This window comes from Brachybacterium netajii (SeqCode) (assembly GCF_054114245.1).
Window position 1 is genome coordinate 65,189 of the sequence record NZ_JBSYXB010000009.1, and the last position, 15,061, is coordinate 80,249.

Annotated in this window: 11 protein-coding genes; 4 read left to right on the forward strand and 7 right to left on the reverse strand. The window is 73.9% G+C overall.

Going from position 1 to position 15,061, the window contains the following annotated elements; translation table 11 throughout:
• Positions 1–61: 61 nt before the first annotated feature.
• Positions 62–3,421: a GH92 family glycosyl hydrolase gene (locus ACXET9_RS14255; RefSeq protein WP_457887346.1), complete on the forward strand. Its 3,360-nt coding sequence runs from the start codon at positions 62–64 to the stop codon at positions 3,419–3,421.
• On the opposite strand, the gene ACXET9_RS14260 is transcribed toward ACXET9_RS14255, so the two are convergent.
• Genes ACXET9_RS14260 through ACXET9_RS14275 form a run of 4 tightly spaced genes read right to left on the reverse strand, consistent with a single transcriptional unit; the run spans position 3,369 to position 7,967 of the window.
• Positions 3,369–4,142, reverse strand: coding sequence for a YwaF family protein (locus tag ACXET9_RS14260; protein WP_457887347.1), 774 nt, complete (start codon positions 4,140–4,142; stop codon positions 3,369–3,371). The genes ACXET9_RS14255 and ACXET9_RS14260 overlap by 53 nt on opposite strands.
• 20 nt (positions 4,143–4,162) lie before the next feature.
• Positions 4,163–6,211, reverse strand: a complete 2,049-nt coding sequence (locus ACXET9_RS14265) for a PTS fructose transporter subunit IIABC (RefSeq protein WP_457887348.1) — start codon at positions 6,209–6,211, stop codon at positions 4,163–4,165.
• 32 nt (positions 6,212–6,243) lie between these two features.
• Entirely contained in the window at positions 6,244–7,209 is a 966-nt protein-coding gene (locus ACXET9_RS14270; protein ID WP_457887349.1) for a 1-phosphofructokinase family hexose kinase, read from the reverse strand.
• Positions 7,206–7,967, reverse strand: coding sequence for a DeoR/GlpR family DNA-binding transcription regulator (locus tag ACXET9_RS14275; protein ID WP_457887350.1), 762 nt, complete (start codon positions 7,965–7,967; stop codon positions 7,206–7,208). Before ACXET9_RS14275 ends, ACXET9_RS14270 begins: the two co-directional genes overlap by 4 nt.
• Before the next feature lie 394 nt (positions 7,968–8,361).
• Here ACXET9_RS14275 and ACXET9_RS14280 point away from each other — a divergent pair, with 394 nt between their 5' ends.
• Together ACXET9_RS14280 and ACXET9_RS14285 are read left to right on the forward strand one after the other, a co-directional pair.
• The gene (locus ACXET9_RS14280; protein WP_457887351.1) at positions 8,362–8,895 is read left to right on the forward strand and encodes a phosphoribosyltransferase; all 534 of its coding nucleotides are present in this window, start codon (positions 8,362–8,364) and stop codon (positions 8,893–8,895) included.
• A gap of 119 nt (positions 8,896–9,014) precedes the next feature.
• Positions 9,015–9,692, forward strand: a complete 678-nt coding sequence (locus tag ACXET9_RS14285; RefSeq protein ID WP_457887352.1) for an NAD(P)H-binding protein — start codon at positions 9,015–9,017, stop codon at positions 9,690–9,692.
• Between the two features lie 20 nt (positions 9,693–9,712).
• Here ACXET9_RS14285 and ACXET9_RS14290 read toward each other — a convergent pair whose 3' ends face one another.
• On the reverse strand, positions 9,713–10,720 hold the full coding sequence (locus tag ACXET9_RS14290) for a DUF808 domain-containing protein (protein ID WP_457887353.1): 1,008 nt from the start codon (positions 10,718–10,720) through the stop codon (positions 9,713–9,715).
• 205 nt (positions 10,721–10,925) lie between these two features.
• Between ACXET9_RS14290 and ACXET9_RS14295 the strand changes: the two genes are divergently transcribed.
• Complete coding sequence (locus ACXET9_RS14295; RefSeq protein ID WP_457887354.1) at positions 10,926–12,110, forward strand: MFS transporter; 1,185 nt, start codon at positions 10,926–10,928, stop codon at positions 12,108–12,110.
• A gap of 47 nt (positions 12,111–12,157) precedes the next feature.
• Here ACXET9_RS14295 and ACXET9_RS14300 read toward each other — a convergent pair whose 3' ends face one another.
• A complete protein-coding gene (locus ACXET9_RS14300) occupies positions 12,158–12,460 on the reverse strand; it encodes an acylphosphatase (protein WP_457887355.1) in 303 nt (100 codons plus the stop codon).
• Positions 12,461–12,484: 24 nt separating this feature from the next.
• The gene (locus tag ACXET9_RS14305; protein WP_457887356.1) at positions 12,485–14,953 is read right to left on the reverse strand and encodes a phosphoketolase family protein; all 2,469 of its coding nucleotides are present in this window, start codon (positions 14,951–14,953) and stop codon (positions 12,485–12,487) included.
• Between the last annotated feature and the right edge of the window lie 108 nt (positions 14,954–15,061).

A 15,061-nucleotide genomic window follows, 5' to 3' on the forward strand; every position in this document is an offset into this window, starting at 1 on the left:
GGTGCGGATGCGCATCTGCGCCCGCGCCTCGGCCGAGAGCGCGGGCGATATTCTGGCGCGCATGATCGTCACCGCCGCCCCGGGTCCTATCGGCTCTCCCACCAGCGCGGACGGGACGGGATACCGCGCGGCGAGCGCTCTGAGGTATCGCTTCCGGGCCGGTGCCCGGCAGCGCGGCACGCTGCCGGTGCTCGCGGGCCTCGAGGACCTCCGGGGCCGACGGATCACCCGCGGGGATGTTCTGCGCACCTTCGTGCACCCGCGGCTCGACACGGCGCTGACCTGGGGTGCGACCCATGTCTGCGTCGATCTGCTGCTGGACGACGGCACCTTCCTCTCCGATCACGACCCGCGGGACCAGCACGGCACCCGGGCGACCGCCCGCGGGCTCGGGGCGGCCCGCATCCTCCACGCCGACCAGTGGAACGACGTGCAGATCCCGCTCGAGGCGGTCGTCGGCCGCGTCGTCGTCGAGGTCCTGCTCGTCGGCGATGCGCCCGCGCCCGACGCCGCGTCCGCTGACGCCTCCGCACCCCGCGCGGGCCGCGCGGCGGAGGTCGACGGATGGATCGACGGCCCCTATCTCGGCCCGGGCGAGCCCGAGCCCGACCCCGAGGACCTCGTCGCCTGGGTCGACACCCGTCGCGGCACCCACTCCTCGGGGGACCTCTCGCGGGGGAACACGCTGCCGATCACCGCGCTGCCGAACGGCTTCGCGAAGCTCACCCCGGTCACCGACGCCCGCACGCGGCGGTGGCTCTACGAGCACCACCGGGCGAACCGCGTCGTCGGCGGAGCCGACGGTCGGAGCCTGCCGCACCTGCAGGGGATCGCCCTGACCCATCAGCCGAGCCCGTGGATGGGGGATCGCGGGCAGCTCGTCGTGATGCCGCTGCGCGGGGCGGACCCCGATGCCTCGCCCGTCGGCCGCGCCGTCGCCTTCGACCATGCGGAGGAGACCGCGCGCCCCGACCGCTACGCCGTGCGCCTCGCCGACGGGACCCGGATCCGGGTCGCGCCCACGGACCACGGCGGGATCATCGAGGTCGTCTTCCCGCCCGGCACGCGCGGACCTCACCTGCTGATCGAGGGCGTCGACGAGCACTCGCGGATCGAGGCCGCGGGCGCGGTCCTCGACGGGGAGCTGTCCGGGTTCGTGGACTCCGGTCCCGAGCAGGGGTACGTCCGCGCCGAGGGCAGCACCCGCCTGTTCCTCCGGGGCCGCGCGGAGCCGAACCCGGTCGAGGTCGGCCCCGCCCGCGGCTCGACGCCGGGCGCCGCCCTGCTGCGCTTCCCCGACGGCACCGAGCAGGTCACGCTGCGCTTCGCGACCAGCCTCATCGGCGACACGCAGGCGCGTCGGACCCTGCAGCGGGAGCTGCGCGGCCGCAGCCTCGCCCAGGTGCGCGCCGCCGCCCACCAGCTCTGGGCCGAGCGGCTCGGCGTGCTGCGCGCCGACGGGGCGAGCGCCCCGCAGCGCCGCACGCTCTACGGCAGCCTCTACCGTCTGAACCTCTACCCGTCCTCGCACTGGGAGGACGCCGGCACGCCGCAGCGCCCCCAGCCCGTCCACGCCAGCCCGGTGCTCCCCACCAAGGGCGAGGCCACGCGGATCCGCACCAACGCGCAGATCCGCCCCGGCCGGATGTACGTCGACCACGGCTTCTGGGACACCTACCGCACCGCCTGGCCGGCCTACGCGCTGCTGTACCCCGAGCTCGCCGCGGAGCTCGCCGACGGCTTCGTCCAGCAGTTCCGCGAGGGCGGCTGGATCGCCCGCTGGTCCGCCCCCGGCTACGCCGACTGCATGACCGGCACCAGCAGCGACGTCGCCTTCGCCGACCTCCAGGCGCAGGGCGTGACCCTGCCCGACCCGCTCTCGGCCTATCTGTCGGGGCTGCGGAATGCGACGACCGCGCCGACGCAGTCCGAGGTCGGGCGCCGCGGCAACGAGCGCGCCGTCTTCACCGGCGCCGTCGACGCGGAGATCCCCGAATCGGTGTCCTGGTCGCTCGAGGCCTGCATCAACGACGCCGCGCTCGCCGTCCAGGCCGAGGCGATCGCCGGCGCCGAGGGGACCGCCCCCGCGCTCCGTGCCCGGCTCCGCGAGGAGGCCGCGTATCTGCGCGCCCGCTCCGCGGGCTACGCGCTGCTGTTCGACGAGGGCACGGGCTTCTTCCGCGGCCGACGCGCCGATGCGGCGGCCGACGACGCGGTGGCCGATGCTTGGTCGCCCGATGCGGCGGCAGGGGCGGGCGCGTCGGCGGACTTCGACCCGCTCGCCTGGGGCGGGGACTACACCGAGACCAACGCCTGGACCTTCGCCTTCCTCGTGCCGCACGACCCCGAGGGCCTCGCCGCCCTCCACGGCGGCCGCGAGGCTCTGCGGGAGCGGCTCGAGGAGTACCTGGCGACGCCCGAGCGCGCCGACCGGCCCGGCACCTACGACAGCGTCCTGCACGAGATGATCGAGGCCCGCGAGATGCGGATGGGCCAGCTCGCGCTCTCGAACCAGCCGGCGCACCACATCCCCTTCCTCTTCCACCACGTCGGGGCGCCCGAGCGGGCCTCGCGGATCGTGCACGAGGCGCGGCGGCGGCTGTTCGTCGGCGAGCAGATCGGCCAGGGCTACCCCGGGGACGAGGACAACGGCGAGATGAGCGCCTGGTGGATCCTCACCGCGCTCGGCCTCTACCCGCTGCAGCTCGCGACCGGCCGCTACCACCTGGTCGCGCCGCTGTTCCCGCGGGCCGAGGTGCGGCCCCTCGGCGGGGAGGCGTTCACGATCGTCGCGGAGACGATCGCCGCCGACGGCGGGGACGCTGCGGCCGAGGAGGACGCCGCGACCGACGGGGAGGAGCGCATCGAGGACCCCGACGACCGGCGGATCCTCGGGCTCGAGGTCGGCGGCCGGGAGCATCGCTCCTCGGCGATCGACCGCAGCGCGCTGCGCGGCGAGGTCCGCGTGCGCGTCGGCACCGTGGCGCAGGATGCGGGGCGCTGGGGCGAGGTGCCGTCCTCGCCGACCCCGCCCGGCGGTCGGCCGCGGCCGCTGCGGGACCTGCTCGGCGCGGACCCGTCGGACCCGCTGCGCGACGACGACTCCCGCACCGAGCGGACCTGGCCGGGGGCGTCCGCCGTGATCGGCCTGCCCGTGCTCGAGGAGCCCGCGACCGCCCGCTTCCTGACCCTGACCTCGGGGAGCGTCGTCGGCGGCGATCCCGTCGCCTGGCGGCTCGAGGGGTCCGACGACGGGGCGAGCTGGCGCGTGCTCGACGAGCGCGACGGCCAGGAGTTCCCCTGGCGGCGTCAGACCCGGCCCTTCGCGATCGCGCGGCCGTCGGCCTGCCGGCACCATCGCCTCGTCGTCACCGCGGCCGACGGTCCCCTGCGCCTGGCCGAGGTCGAGCTCCTGGCATGAGCGGGGCCGCGGGCGCGAGCGGGGCGGGCGGACGGCGGAGCGTCCACGGCAGCGTCATGAGCGCCCACACGACTGCGACCGCGACCATCTCGACCAGCAGGTAGACCGGCCAGGGGCCCATGACGTCCAGCAGGCTCGGGCCGTCGGGCGCATGGTTCAGGTAGCCGTAGTTCGCGCCCGTCAGCAGGTTGCCGATCATGGCGACGGCCGACCACAGGAGCGTCGCGGCGTAGGCGAGGCCGAAGGCTCCCCAGGTGGGACGGAAGCCGCGGCCCCAGGTCAGCACGATCGCCGCGAGCAGCGCCCCGCCGTGGGCGATCCAGTACTCGGCGAACTCGAGCGGCGGGAGCACGAAGTAGTTCAGGTCCGGGGTCAGCACGGACATCATGTTCAGCGTGAGGCCCCAGTAGTGCACGAGCGTCGTCGACCAGCGGGAGCGCGTGATCAGCGCGATCGGGACCAGGAAGCGCAGGGCGTCCGAGTAGTGCAGCGGGAGGGACTCGTCGATGTCCCACGCCCAGGGCGCGAAGCCCCACAGGGTCCACAGCGCGGAGTTCGCCAGCAGCGCCCAGCCGACGATGCGCAGGACGCGATCGACCCCGGCCGGATCGCCCCGCCGCGACCAGCGCAGCAGGACGATCGCGGCCAGGGCGATCAGGACCAGCATCGACAGATGGACGAGCCCGTAGGACTCCATGTGCCCGATGCGGTCGCCCTCCATGGATCAGGAGGGTACGCGGTTCAGGCGGCGACGGGGCGGCGTCCGAACGACTTCGCGGCGGTGACCGCGGCGGCCGCGACCAGGGTGCCGAGGACGATCGCCAGCAGGTAGCCCCAGATCGGGCTGATGGCGAAGAGGACGAACACGCCGCCGTGCGGGGCCTGCGAGCCGACGCCGAAGGCCATGATCAGGCCGCCGGTGACCGCGCCGCCCGCCATCATCGACGGGATCACGCGCAGCGGATCCGCGGCCGCGAAGGGGATCGCGCCCTCGGAGATGAAGGCCGCGCCGAGCAGCCAGGCGGTCGCGCCGTTCTCGCGCTCGACCGGCGAGTACAGGCGCTTGCGCACCACGGTCGACAGGGCCATCGCCAGCGGCGGCACCATGCCGGAGGCCATGACCGCGGCCATGATCTGGAAGGACGCCTCGGTGCCCTGCGAGAGGCCCGCGGTGGCGAACAGGTAGGCGGCCTTGTTGACCGGACCGCCGAGGTCCAGGCACATCATCAGGCCGAGCACGATGCCCAGCACGATCGCGGAGGTGCCGCTCATGCTGGTCAGCGCATCCTGCAGGGCGGTCATCACCCAGGCGAGCGGTCGGCCGAGCACCAGCAGCATGGCCCCGCCGACGACGGCGGAGGTCACCAGCGGGATGATCACCACCGGCATGAGGCCCGCGAGCCAGCGCGGCGGTGCGAAGGTCGTCAGCCACAGGGCGATCAGACCCGCCAGCAGGCCCGTGACCAGGCCGCCGAGGAAGCCGGCGCCGACGGCCACGGAGATCGCGCCGCCGATGAAGCCGGGGGCGATGCCCGGACGGCCGGCGAGGCCGAAGGCGATGTAGCCCGACAGGGCCGCGACCAGGAAGCCCATGCCCAGGTTGCCGATGGTGAAGGCGACCGCGCCGAGGTACAGCAGCAGTCCCGAGCGCTCGGTCAGCATCTGCCCGGTGGCGCCGTCGTAGGCGACCTGGCCGGGCAGGTCCGTCAGCGAGGAGCCGGTGGCGACGTCCTGCGCGACGAAGGCGACGTCGAAGCCGCCGAGCAGGAAGCCCAGCGCCATCAGCAGACCGCCGGCGGCGACGAACGGGATCATGTAGGACACGCCCGTCATGACCGCCGCCTGGATCCGCTTGGGCCAGGGCGCCGAGGAGGAGTCCGCGGAGGAGCCGGAGGACGCGCCCGCGGAGGCGGACGCCGCCGGCACCCGCCGGGCCGAGGGATCCGAGGCCGCGGCGACGGCCTCGTCGATCATCTCGGGCCCGTGGGAGATCGCGCGCTTGACCGGGTGCTCGACGATCGGGAGGCCCGCGAAGCGGTCGCGGCCGGAGATGTTGACGTCGGCGGCGACGATGAGCGCGTCGGCCCGCTCGATCTGCTCGGCCGTGAACGGGGTGATCCCGCCCGAGCCCTGCGTCTCGACGTGCAGCTCGACGCCCTTGTCCTTCGCGGCGTTCTCGAGCGCCTCGGCGGCCATGTAGGTGTGGGCGATGCCGGTGGGGCAGGAGGTGATCGCCAGCAGCACCGGGCCGGTCGAGGAGGCGGGCGCGGCGGCACCGGTCGCGGCCGCGGCGGCGGTGCCGGCGGGCGCGGTCTCGGCGGGGGCGAGGCCGATCTCGGCGGGGTCGAGGACCTCCATCACCAGGGCCGCGGCCTCGGCCGGGGTCTCGGCGGCGCGCAGCGAGGCCAGGAAGGCCGGGCGGATGAGCGCGCGGGAGAGCTGGGCGAGGAGCTTCAGGTGCTGGTCGTCGGTGCCGGCCGGGGCCGTGATCCCGATGATCACGTCGGCCGGGCCGTCGGGGGCGCCGAAGTCGACGGGCTCGCTCAGGCGCAGCAGGCCGAGAGCGGCCTCGTGCACGGCCTCGACGCGGCAGTGGGGGATCGCGAAGCCCCCGGGCATGCCGGTCGCGAAGGACTCCTCGCGGGCCAGCAGGCCCGCTTCGAGGCCGTCGCGCTCGGAGCGCCCGGTCGCTGCGATCAGGTCGGCCATCTGGCCGATCACGGCGTCCTTGCCGCCTGCGGGGGCGACGTCGAGGCGGACGAGGTCCGCGGAGATGAGGGGTGATGACATGGCCAGCTCCTTCACTGGTGATGCGGGGCGAGTCAGAGCGCGCGCACGACGCGGGGCCGCGGTCGCACCTGCTCGGGGGAGGGGATCGTGGTGCCGGGGAGGGCGACGGCGGCGGTGCCGTACGCGACGGCGCGGGCGAGCCGCTCGGGCTCGCTCTCGCCGAGCTCGCGGCCGGCGAGATAGCCGGCGGCGGCCGAGTCGCCGGCGCCGACGGTCGAGCGCACGGGGCCGGACTCGGCGGGGCAGGCCCAGGCGCCCTCGGCGGTCGCGAGCAGGCCGCCCGCCGCGCCGAGGGTCACCAGGACCGCGCCGACGCCCTGCGCGACGAGCGCGCGGGCCGCCTCGGCGACGCGCGTCAGGTCGCCCTCCTCGGCGGAGCGCTCGAGGGCGACGCCGTCGAGGCCGGCCAGCTGGCCGAGCTCCTCGGCGTTGGGCTTGATGAGATCGGGGGCGGCCGACGGGTCCGCGCGCCAGGCCTCCGCGAGGGCCACCAGCGGGGCGTCGGAGGTGTCGACGCCGACGGCCGCGCCGCGCCGGTGCAGCGAGGAGACCAGATGCGCGTACCAGTCCGTCGGCATCCCCGGGGCGAGGGAGCCGGAGGCCATCACGAGGTCCCCGTCGGAGACGGCGCCGTCGAGGGTCGCCTCGAGGGCGAGGAGCTCGTCGGCCGAGATCGCGGTCCCCGGCTCATTGATCTTCGTGGTGGTGCCCGAGGGGTCCACGACGGCGAGGTTCGTGCGCACCCGCCCGGCGACCGCGCTCGTGCGGTGCGGGACGCCGGTGCGCTCGAGGAGCGCGAGGAAGGGGTCCGACGGTCCGACGGGGACGACGGCCAGCGTGCGGGCCCCGGCGCGGGCGAGGCCGAGGGCGACGTTCACGCCCTTGCCGCCGACCTGGACGGTGTCGGAGACGATGCGGTGGACGCCGCCGGGGACGAGGTCCACGGCCAGCTCGACGGTCCGGTCGAGCGAGGGGTTCGGGGTCAGCGTGAGGATCATGCCAGCACGACCTCCACCCCGGACTCGACGAGGGCCTCGCGCAGGTCCGGCGGGATGCCGTCGTCGGTGACCAGCACGTCCACGTCGGCGATGGCGGCGAAGGCCACCAGGCGGTGGGCGCGGGCCTTGGAGGAGTCCGCGAGGACCACGCGCAGCGCGGCGCGGGCGGCGAAGGCGGACTTCACCGCGCCCTCCTCGGGATCCGGCGTGTACAGGGACTCCTCGTCGTAGCCGTTGCAGCCGAGGAAGGCCACGTCGGGGCGCAGCATCCGGGCCGCGTCGACGGTCGCGGCGCCGACGGCGGCCCCGGTGCCCGGTCGCAGGCGCCCCGGCAGCAGGTGCACCTGGGGGCCGCCGAGCTGCAGCACGGCCTGGGCGATGTCGAGGGAGTGGGTGACCACGGTGCCGGTGCGGCCGCCGATGCGGGGGACCAGTGCGCTGACCGAGGAGCCGGCGTCCAGCAGCAGCGCAGTCTCGGGATCCGTGGGGAGGAAGTCCGCCGCGGCCTCGCCGATGCGCTTCTTGATCTCGGGGTTCGTCCCGTGGCGGCTCGTGAGATCGGGCTCGAGGACCGCGCTGCGGCGGACGACGGCGCCGCCGTGGACGCGGACCAGGAGGTCGCGCCGCTGGAGCTCGTCGAGGTCGCGGCGGACCGTCTCGGCCGCGACGCCGAAGCGCTCGGCGAGCTCGGCGACCGCGACGCGGTGATCGCTCTCGAGGGAGTCGAGGATATGGCGTTGGCGCTGCTCGGCGAACATGTCGGCCCTGCCTTCATCATCGGAGTCTGACCGCGTCGCCGGAGGCGGGGATCCCGGAGGGGCCGGGGCCGCGCGGTGGCTGCGTGGCTCCACGATAGACGGGAAACCAACAAAGAGCAACAGAAACAGGCAGGAATGGTGTGGGTTTATGAGGGGAACCCCGGTGGCCTGCGCAGATCTTCTGTTGTTCGCTGTGGCTTGTTGTGGGAAGGCGTGGGGTCGTGCGGGGCTCGCTGTGACCCGTCGTGCGTCCCGGAGCCCTCCCCGGCCCCTCGGCGCGGCGGTAGCATCGGGGACCTCTGTTCGTCGGTCCGGGCGTCCGGCCGATCGTCCGCCCGTACGACCGCTCGTCCGTCCGACCGGCACCCCGCTCGACGCGCCCCCAGGAGTTGCGATGTCCCAGGCCTTCCATGCTGATTCCTCCGACCTGCAGGTCAAGGAGGTGCTCAGCTGGGACCTGTTCGGCACGGCGTCCCGCGAGCTCGCCCAGACCATCGCGGACTCGCGCTTCGACCCGGAGATCGTGATCGCCGTCGCCCGCGGCGGCCTCCTGCCGGCCGGCTCGCTCGCCTACGCCCTCGGCCTCAAGCTCGCCGACGCGATCAACGTCGAGTTCTACACCGACGTCCACGAGACCCTCCCGGACCCCGTGCTGCTCGCCCCGATGCTCGACACCGAGTCCCTCCGCGGCAAGCGCCTCCTCGTCGTCGACGACGTGGCCGACTCCGGGCGCACCCTCGCCCTCGTCCTCGACCTCCTGCGCGAGCAGGGCGCCGACGCGCGCAGCGCCGTCCTCTACGCCAAGTCCGCCTCCGTCGTCTCGCCCGACTACGTGTGGCGCCGCACCGACGAGTGGATCGTCTTCCCCTGGTCGGCCGAGCAGCCGGTGACCCCGGCCGACGAGGGCTCCGCGGCGACCGACGCCTGATCGACGGGCGGAACAGGCTGAACAGGCCGCCCCGGTCTCGCTGACCGGATCGGCCCGTTTTCGCTGTCCGCGCAGAGGGCCCGCCCCGCAGAGCGCCCGACGGTGACAGCATGGGATGCATGGACATCATCATCATCGGAGGACATGGCAAGGTCGCGCTGCTCGCGGAGCCGCTGCTGGTGCAGCAGGGGCACCGCGTCACCGCGGTGATCCGCGATCCCGGGCATGCGGCCGAGGTCGAGGCGACCGGGGCCCGGGCCCTCGTCGAGGACGCGGAGTCCCTCGACGCCGCGGGCTGGGACCGTCTGCTGACCGGGGCCGACGCCGTCGTGTGGTCGGCCGGCGCCGGCGGCGGGAACCCGGAGCGCACGCGCGCCGTCGACCGCGATGCGGCGATCGCCGCGATCGACGCGGCCGGCCGCGTCGGCGCCCGCCGCTTCGTCATGGTCAGCTACTTCGGGGCCCGCCCCGACCACGGCATCGACCCCGCCAGCTCGTTCCACGCCTACGCCGAGGCGAAGGCCGCGGCCGACGCGCACCTGCGCGAGAGCGGTCTGGACTGGACGATCCTCGGCCCCAGCGGCCTCACCCTCGAGGAGGGGACCGGACGCGTCGAGCTCGTCGACCTGCTCGACGCCGAGGGCGGCTTCGCCGCGACCGACGTCGCCTCCGCGACGGTGCCGCGCGCCGACGTCGCCGCGGTGATCGCCGAGACCGTCGGCCGCGAGGACGTCGTCGGCCGGTTCCTCGGCTTCAACGCGGGCGAGGTCCCGATCGCCGAGGCGCTCGCCCGCTGATCCTCGGCCCGCGCACGACCTCAGGGGGCGTCGACCGGACGGTCGGCGCCCTCCGTCGTGCCGGCGTGCGCCTCCGCGCCGTGGTCCTCCGTGCCGTGGTCCTTCGCGCCGAACGGGAGCACGTGCACGACGGCGAGGACGACCGCGCCCCACAGGACGCCCAGCAGGAGCGAGAAGAAGGTCTCCACGAGCCAGGCGAGCGCCCCGCCGACGACGGCCACGCCCCCCGCCAGCTCCGCCAGATGGTGGACCAGCCCGTAGGGCTGCGCGGCACCGAGCTCATGCACGCCCGTCAGCAGGATGTGCCCGCCGACCCACAGCATCGCGACCATGCCGACATAGCTGATCACGGTCATGACCTTCGGCATCGCCCGCACGAGGCCCTCGCCGACGCGGCGGGAGGCGGCGGACTCGCGACCGGCCATGTGCAGGCCCACGTCGTCCATCTTCACCAGCAGGCCGACCGCGCCGTAGACGAGCACCGTCATCAGCACGCCGATCACCACGAGGATCGCGGCGCGCATGGCCAGCGGCTGGTCGGCGACCTCGTTCAGCGAGATCACCATGATCTCCGCCGAGAGGATCAGATCGGTGCGGACGGCGCCGCCGACGATGCGCTTCTCCGCCGCGGGCCCCTGCTCCGCGGCCGGACGGTCCTCCTCCGCATGGCCGCCGTGCAGCAGCTCCCAGATCTTCTCGGCGCCCTCGAAGCAGAGATAGGTGCCGCCGAGCATGAGGATCGGCGTCAGCAGCCAGGGCGCCAGCCACGACAGCAGCAGGGCCACCGGCAGGATGATCAGGAGCTTGTTGATCAGCGAGCCGCGGGCGATCCGCCAGATGATCGGCAGCTCCCGCTTCGGCTCGATCCCGCGCACGTACTGCGGGGTCACCGCCGCGTCGTCGACGACGACGCCCGCCGCCTTCGCACTCGCCTTCGCGCTCGCGGCGGCCACGTCGTCGGCGCTCGCCGCGGCGAGCCTCGCGATCGCGGCCACGTCGTCGAGCAGTGCTGCCAGTCCTCCGGCCATGCGGGGTCCCCCTCAGGATGTCGTCCACGGCGCGCGGCGACGGGTCGCGCGCGGCTCGGGCACACAGAATAAGTGGTCGGCCGCCGCGGTCGCCCGCCGTGCTCGCCCGCCGGCGGCGTGCGGCCGATAGGGTCGCCTGCGGCACGAGCGAGAGCACGCGCTCGGGCACGAGCAGCATCGAGAGCAGGACCGGGAGCAGGAGAGCATGACCGAGGAGAACGGCACGGGCACCGCCCGCTGGGCGGCCGTGGCCGCCCTCGCGGTGGGGATCTTCGTGCTCATCACGATCGAGGAGCTGCCCATCGGGGTGCTCGGCGTCATGGCCCCCGACCTCGGGGTGAGCCCCTCGGTGGGCGGCCTCGCCGTCACCGTGCCCGGGGTGCTCGCCGCGGTCGTCGCCATGGCCACCCCGGTTCTCGCCCGCGGACTGGACCGTCGGCTCGTGCTCGTCCTCGCGCTGCTGTGCGTCACGGCCTCCGCCGTCGTCTCCGTGCTCGCCCCGAGCTTCGCGGTGCTGCTGCTGGGACGGGTGCTCGCCGGCGCAGCGATCGGGCTGTACTGGGCCGTGCTGCCGATCGTCGCGGTCGGGCAGGTCGCCCCGCACCAGCACGCCGCCGCGCTGACCCTCGCCTTCTCCGGCACCGGCGGGGCGCTCGTGCTGGGCGTACCGCTCGCCGCCTGGATCGGCACCCACCTGGGCTGGCGGGAGGCCTTCGCCGTGGTCGGCGGCGCCGCCCTGGTCATGGCCGTGGTGATCGCCCTGCTCGTGCGCCCGGTGCCCACCGCCGCCCCCGTCACCCCGGCCCGGATGCTCGCCGCGGCCCGCGACCGCGGGGTCCGGCACGCGGTGGCGCTGACGCTGCTGCTCGTAGTGGGGCAGTTCGTCACCTACAGCTATGTCAGTCCGCTGCTCACCGGGGCCGGGGTGCCGCTGACGAGCACCGGGGGGATGCTGCTCGCCTTCGGGGTGGCCGGGCTGATCGGGAACTTCGCGATCGCGCCCGTGATCCGCCGCCGGGGCGCGCCGACCGCGGTGCTCGTCGTCGCGGCGGGGCTCGGCCTGTCCCTGCTCGCCGTGGCGCTGCTGCTGCGCAGCCCGCTCGCGGCGCTGCTGCTCATGCCCGTCTGGGGACTGTTCGCGGGCGCCGCCTCGGTGACCGTGCAGTCCTTCGTCGACTCCGAGGCCGACGGTCGCGTCGAGGAGGGGACCGCGCTGAACAGCGGCGCCTTCAACCTGGCGATCGCCCTCGGTGCGGCGCTCGGCGGGCTGCTGCTCGAGCTCGCCGGCCGCACCGGCATGCTCACGGTCTCCGTGCTGCTCGCCCTCGGCGCGACCGTGCTCGTCGCCCGCTACGCCCTCACGACTCCGCCCGCCGCTCCTCGTCGGTGACGACGCGCGCGGCCTCGGCCGTCTCGGGATGGGCGCGGGGCAGGAGGCTAGAGGATCCGGAAGCCCTGCCCCCGACCCTGGTCCTGCGGTGCGCCGCGAGGCTCCGCCGCGGTCACGACGGTCCGCTCCACGCGGGCCGACGGCGGTCCCTGCTCGAGCCAGGCGAGCATCGCGGTCACGGCCGCGGACGGCCCCTCGACGTCGGCCTCGACCGTGCCGTCGAGCAGGTTCCGCACGGTCCCGACGAGTCCGCGCCGCTCCGCCTCCCGGGCGGTCGCCCAGCGGAAGCCGACGCCCTGCACCCGGCCGTGCACCCGCACGACCCGGCGCAGGGCGTCGTCTCTGCTCATGCGTCGCCGTTCATCCGACGCCGCTCATTCGTTGTCGCCGCCGGTGGCGAGGACCGCCGCATCGGACTCCGCCTCGGCGTCGCCCCAGGTCCAGCCCGCGATCTCGGGGACGTCCTCGCCGTGCGCGTAGGCGTAGGCGCGGGCGCGGATCCGCTCGTCGGCCATCCGCTGGCGCAGTCCCGCGTACCGGGTGCCGAGGCCGTCGACCCGGTCGATCACGTCCATGACCAGGTGGAAGCGGTCGGTGTCGTTGCGCATCAGCATGTCGAAGGGCGTCGTCGTGGTGCCCTCCTCCTTGTATCCGCGCACGTGGATGCGGGAGTTGCGGTCGTGGCGGTAGGCCAGGCGGTGGATCAGCCACGGGTAGCCGTGGTAGGCGAAGACCACCGGGATGTCCTCGCCGAAGATCCCGTCGAAGTCCTTCTCGGACAGTCCGTGGGGATGCTCGGTGTCGTCCTGGAGGCGCATCAGGTCCACGACGTTGACCACGCGGACGCGGAGGTCCGGGACCTCCTCGCGCAGGATCTGCGCGGCCGCGAGGATCTCGATCGTGGGGATGTCGCCGGCGGCGGCGAGGACGACGTCGGGCTCCTCGCCGTCGACCTCCGTGCCGGCCCAGTCCCAGATGCCCAGGCCGCGCGTGCAGTGGACGATCGCCTCGTCCATCGTCAGCCAGTTCGGGTTGGGCTGCTTGCCGGCGACGACCACGTTGACGTACTGGCGCGAGCGCAGGCAGTGGTCGTAGACCGACAGCAGCGTGTTCGCGTCCGGCGGCAGGTAGACGCGGACGATCTCGGCCTTCTTGTTGACCATGTGGTCGATGAAGCCGGGATCCTGATGCGAGAAGCCGTTGTGGTCCTGGCGCCAGACGTGCGAGCTCAGCAGGTAGTTCAGCGAGGCGATCGGGCGTCGCCACTCGATCTCGTTGGTGACCTTCAGCCACTTGGCGTGCTGGTTGACCATCGAGTCGACGATGTGGATGAACGCCTCGTAGGAGGAGAACAGGCCGTGGCGGCCGGTGAGCAGGTAGCCCTCGAGCCAGCCCTCGCACTGATGCTCCGAGAGCATCTCCATGACGCGACCCGAACGGGCCAGATGCTCGCTGCGGTCATGCTCCTCGAAGTCCGCGTTCCACTGCTTCGCCGTGACGTCGTAGACCGCCTGCAGACGGTTCGAGGCCGTCTCGTCGGGCCCGAAGATCCGGAAGTTGTCCGGGTTCTCGTCGACCACGTCCTTGAGCCAGGTCCCCAGCACGCGGGTCGCCTCGGCGGTCGAGGCGCCGGGCGAGGGGACGTCGACCGCGTAGTCGCGGAAGTCCGGCAGACGGAGCGCCTTCAGCACCGCGCCGCCGTTCGTCGACGGGTTCGCCGACATGCGCAGATCGCCCTGCGGGGCCGCCGCCGAGATCTCAGGCCGCAGCGCGCCGGACTCGTCGAACAGCTCCTCCGGACGGTACGAGCGCAGCCAGGCGTCGAGGTCCGCGAGATGCTCGTCGGTGTCGCGGGCGCTCGCGAGCGGCACCTGGTGCGAGCGCCACGAGCCCTCGGTGACCTTGCCGTCGATCGTCTTCGGGCCGGTCCAGCCCTTCGGGGTGCGGAACACGATCATCGGCCAGGCCGGACGCTCGGTCTCGCGGCCCGCCTCGGCGTCCGCGCGGGCGCCGGCCTTGATGTCGGCGATCATGTCGAGGGCCTCGTCGAGGACGGCGGCGAAGCGGCGATGCGCCTCCATCGGGTCCTCGTCGTCGAAGCCGCCGCGGAAGAACAGCGGCGTGTGGCCGTAGCCCCGCATGAGGGCCTCGAGCTCGTCGTCGCCGATGCGGGCGAGGACGGTCGGGTTCGCGATCTTGTAGCCGTTCAGGTGCAGGATCGGCAGGACCACGCCGTCGGTCAGCGGGTTGATGAACTTGTTGGAGTGCCACGAGGTCGCCAGCGGACCGGTCTCGGCCTCGCCGTCGCCGACCACCGTGAAGGCGATCTCGTCGGGCCGGTCGAGCATGGCGCCGTAGGCGTGCGAGAGGGCGTAGCCGAGCTCGCCGCCCTCATGGATCGAGCCGGGCGTCTCCGGGGCGACGTGCGAGGGGATGCCGCCGGGGAAGGAGAACTGCGTGAACAGGCGGCGCAGTCCGTCGTCGTCGTGCGTGATCGCCGGGTACGTCTCGGTGTAGGTGCCCTCGAGGTAGCTCGCGGCCACCAGGCCGGGACCGCCGTGGCCGGGGCCCGTGACGTACATGGCCTTCAGCCCGCGCTGCGAGATCGCGCGGTTCGCATGCGCGTAGAGGAAGGTCAGGCCCGGGGTGGTGCCCCAGTGGCCCAGCAGGCGGGGCTTCACGTGGTCGCGCTGCAGGGGCTCGCGCAGCAGCGGGTTCGCGAGCAGGTAGATCTGCCCGACGGACAGGTAGTTCGCGGCCCGCCACCACGCGTGGATCGCGGCGAGGTCGTCGTCGGTGGGGGTGCTGGAGGGACCGTGGGGCCAGACGGGAACAGAGGTCATGACGCCTTCCTGGAGGTCGACGGCACCGGGTCTCGGTGTCATGGCTCACACGGTACGGGCGGTGTTCGCCGTCCGGAAGGTCCTACGGCCCGCCGATCGTGATCGGGA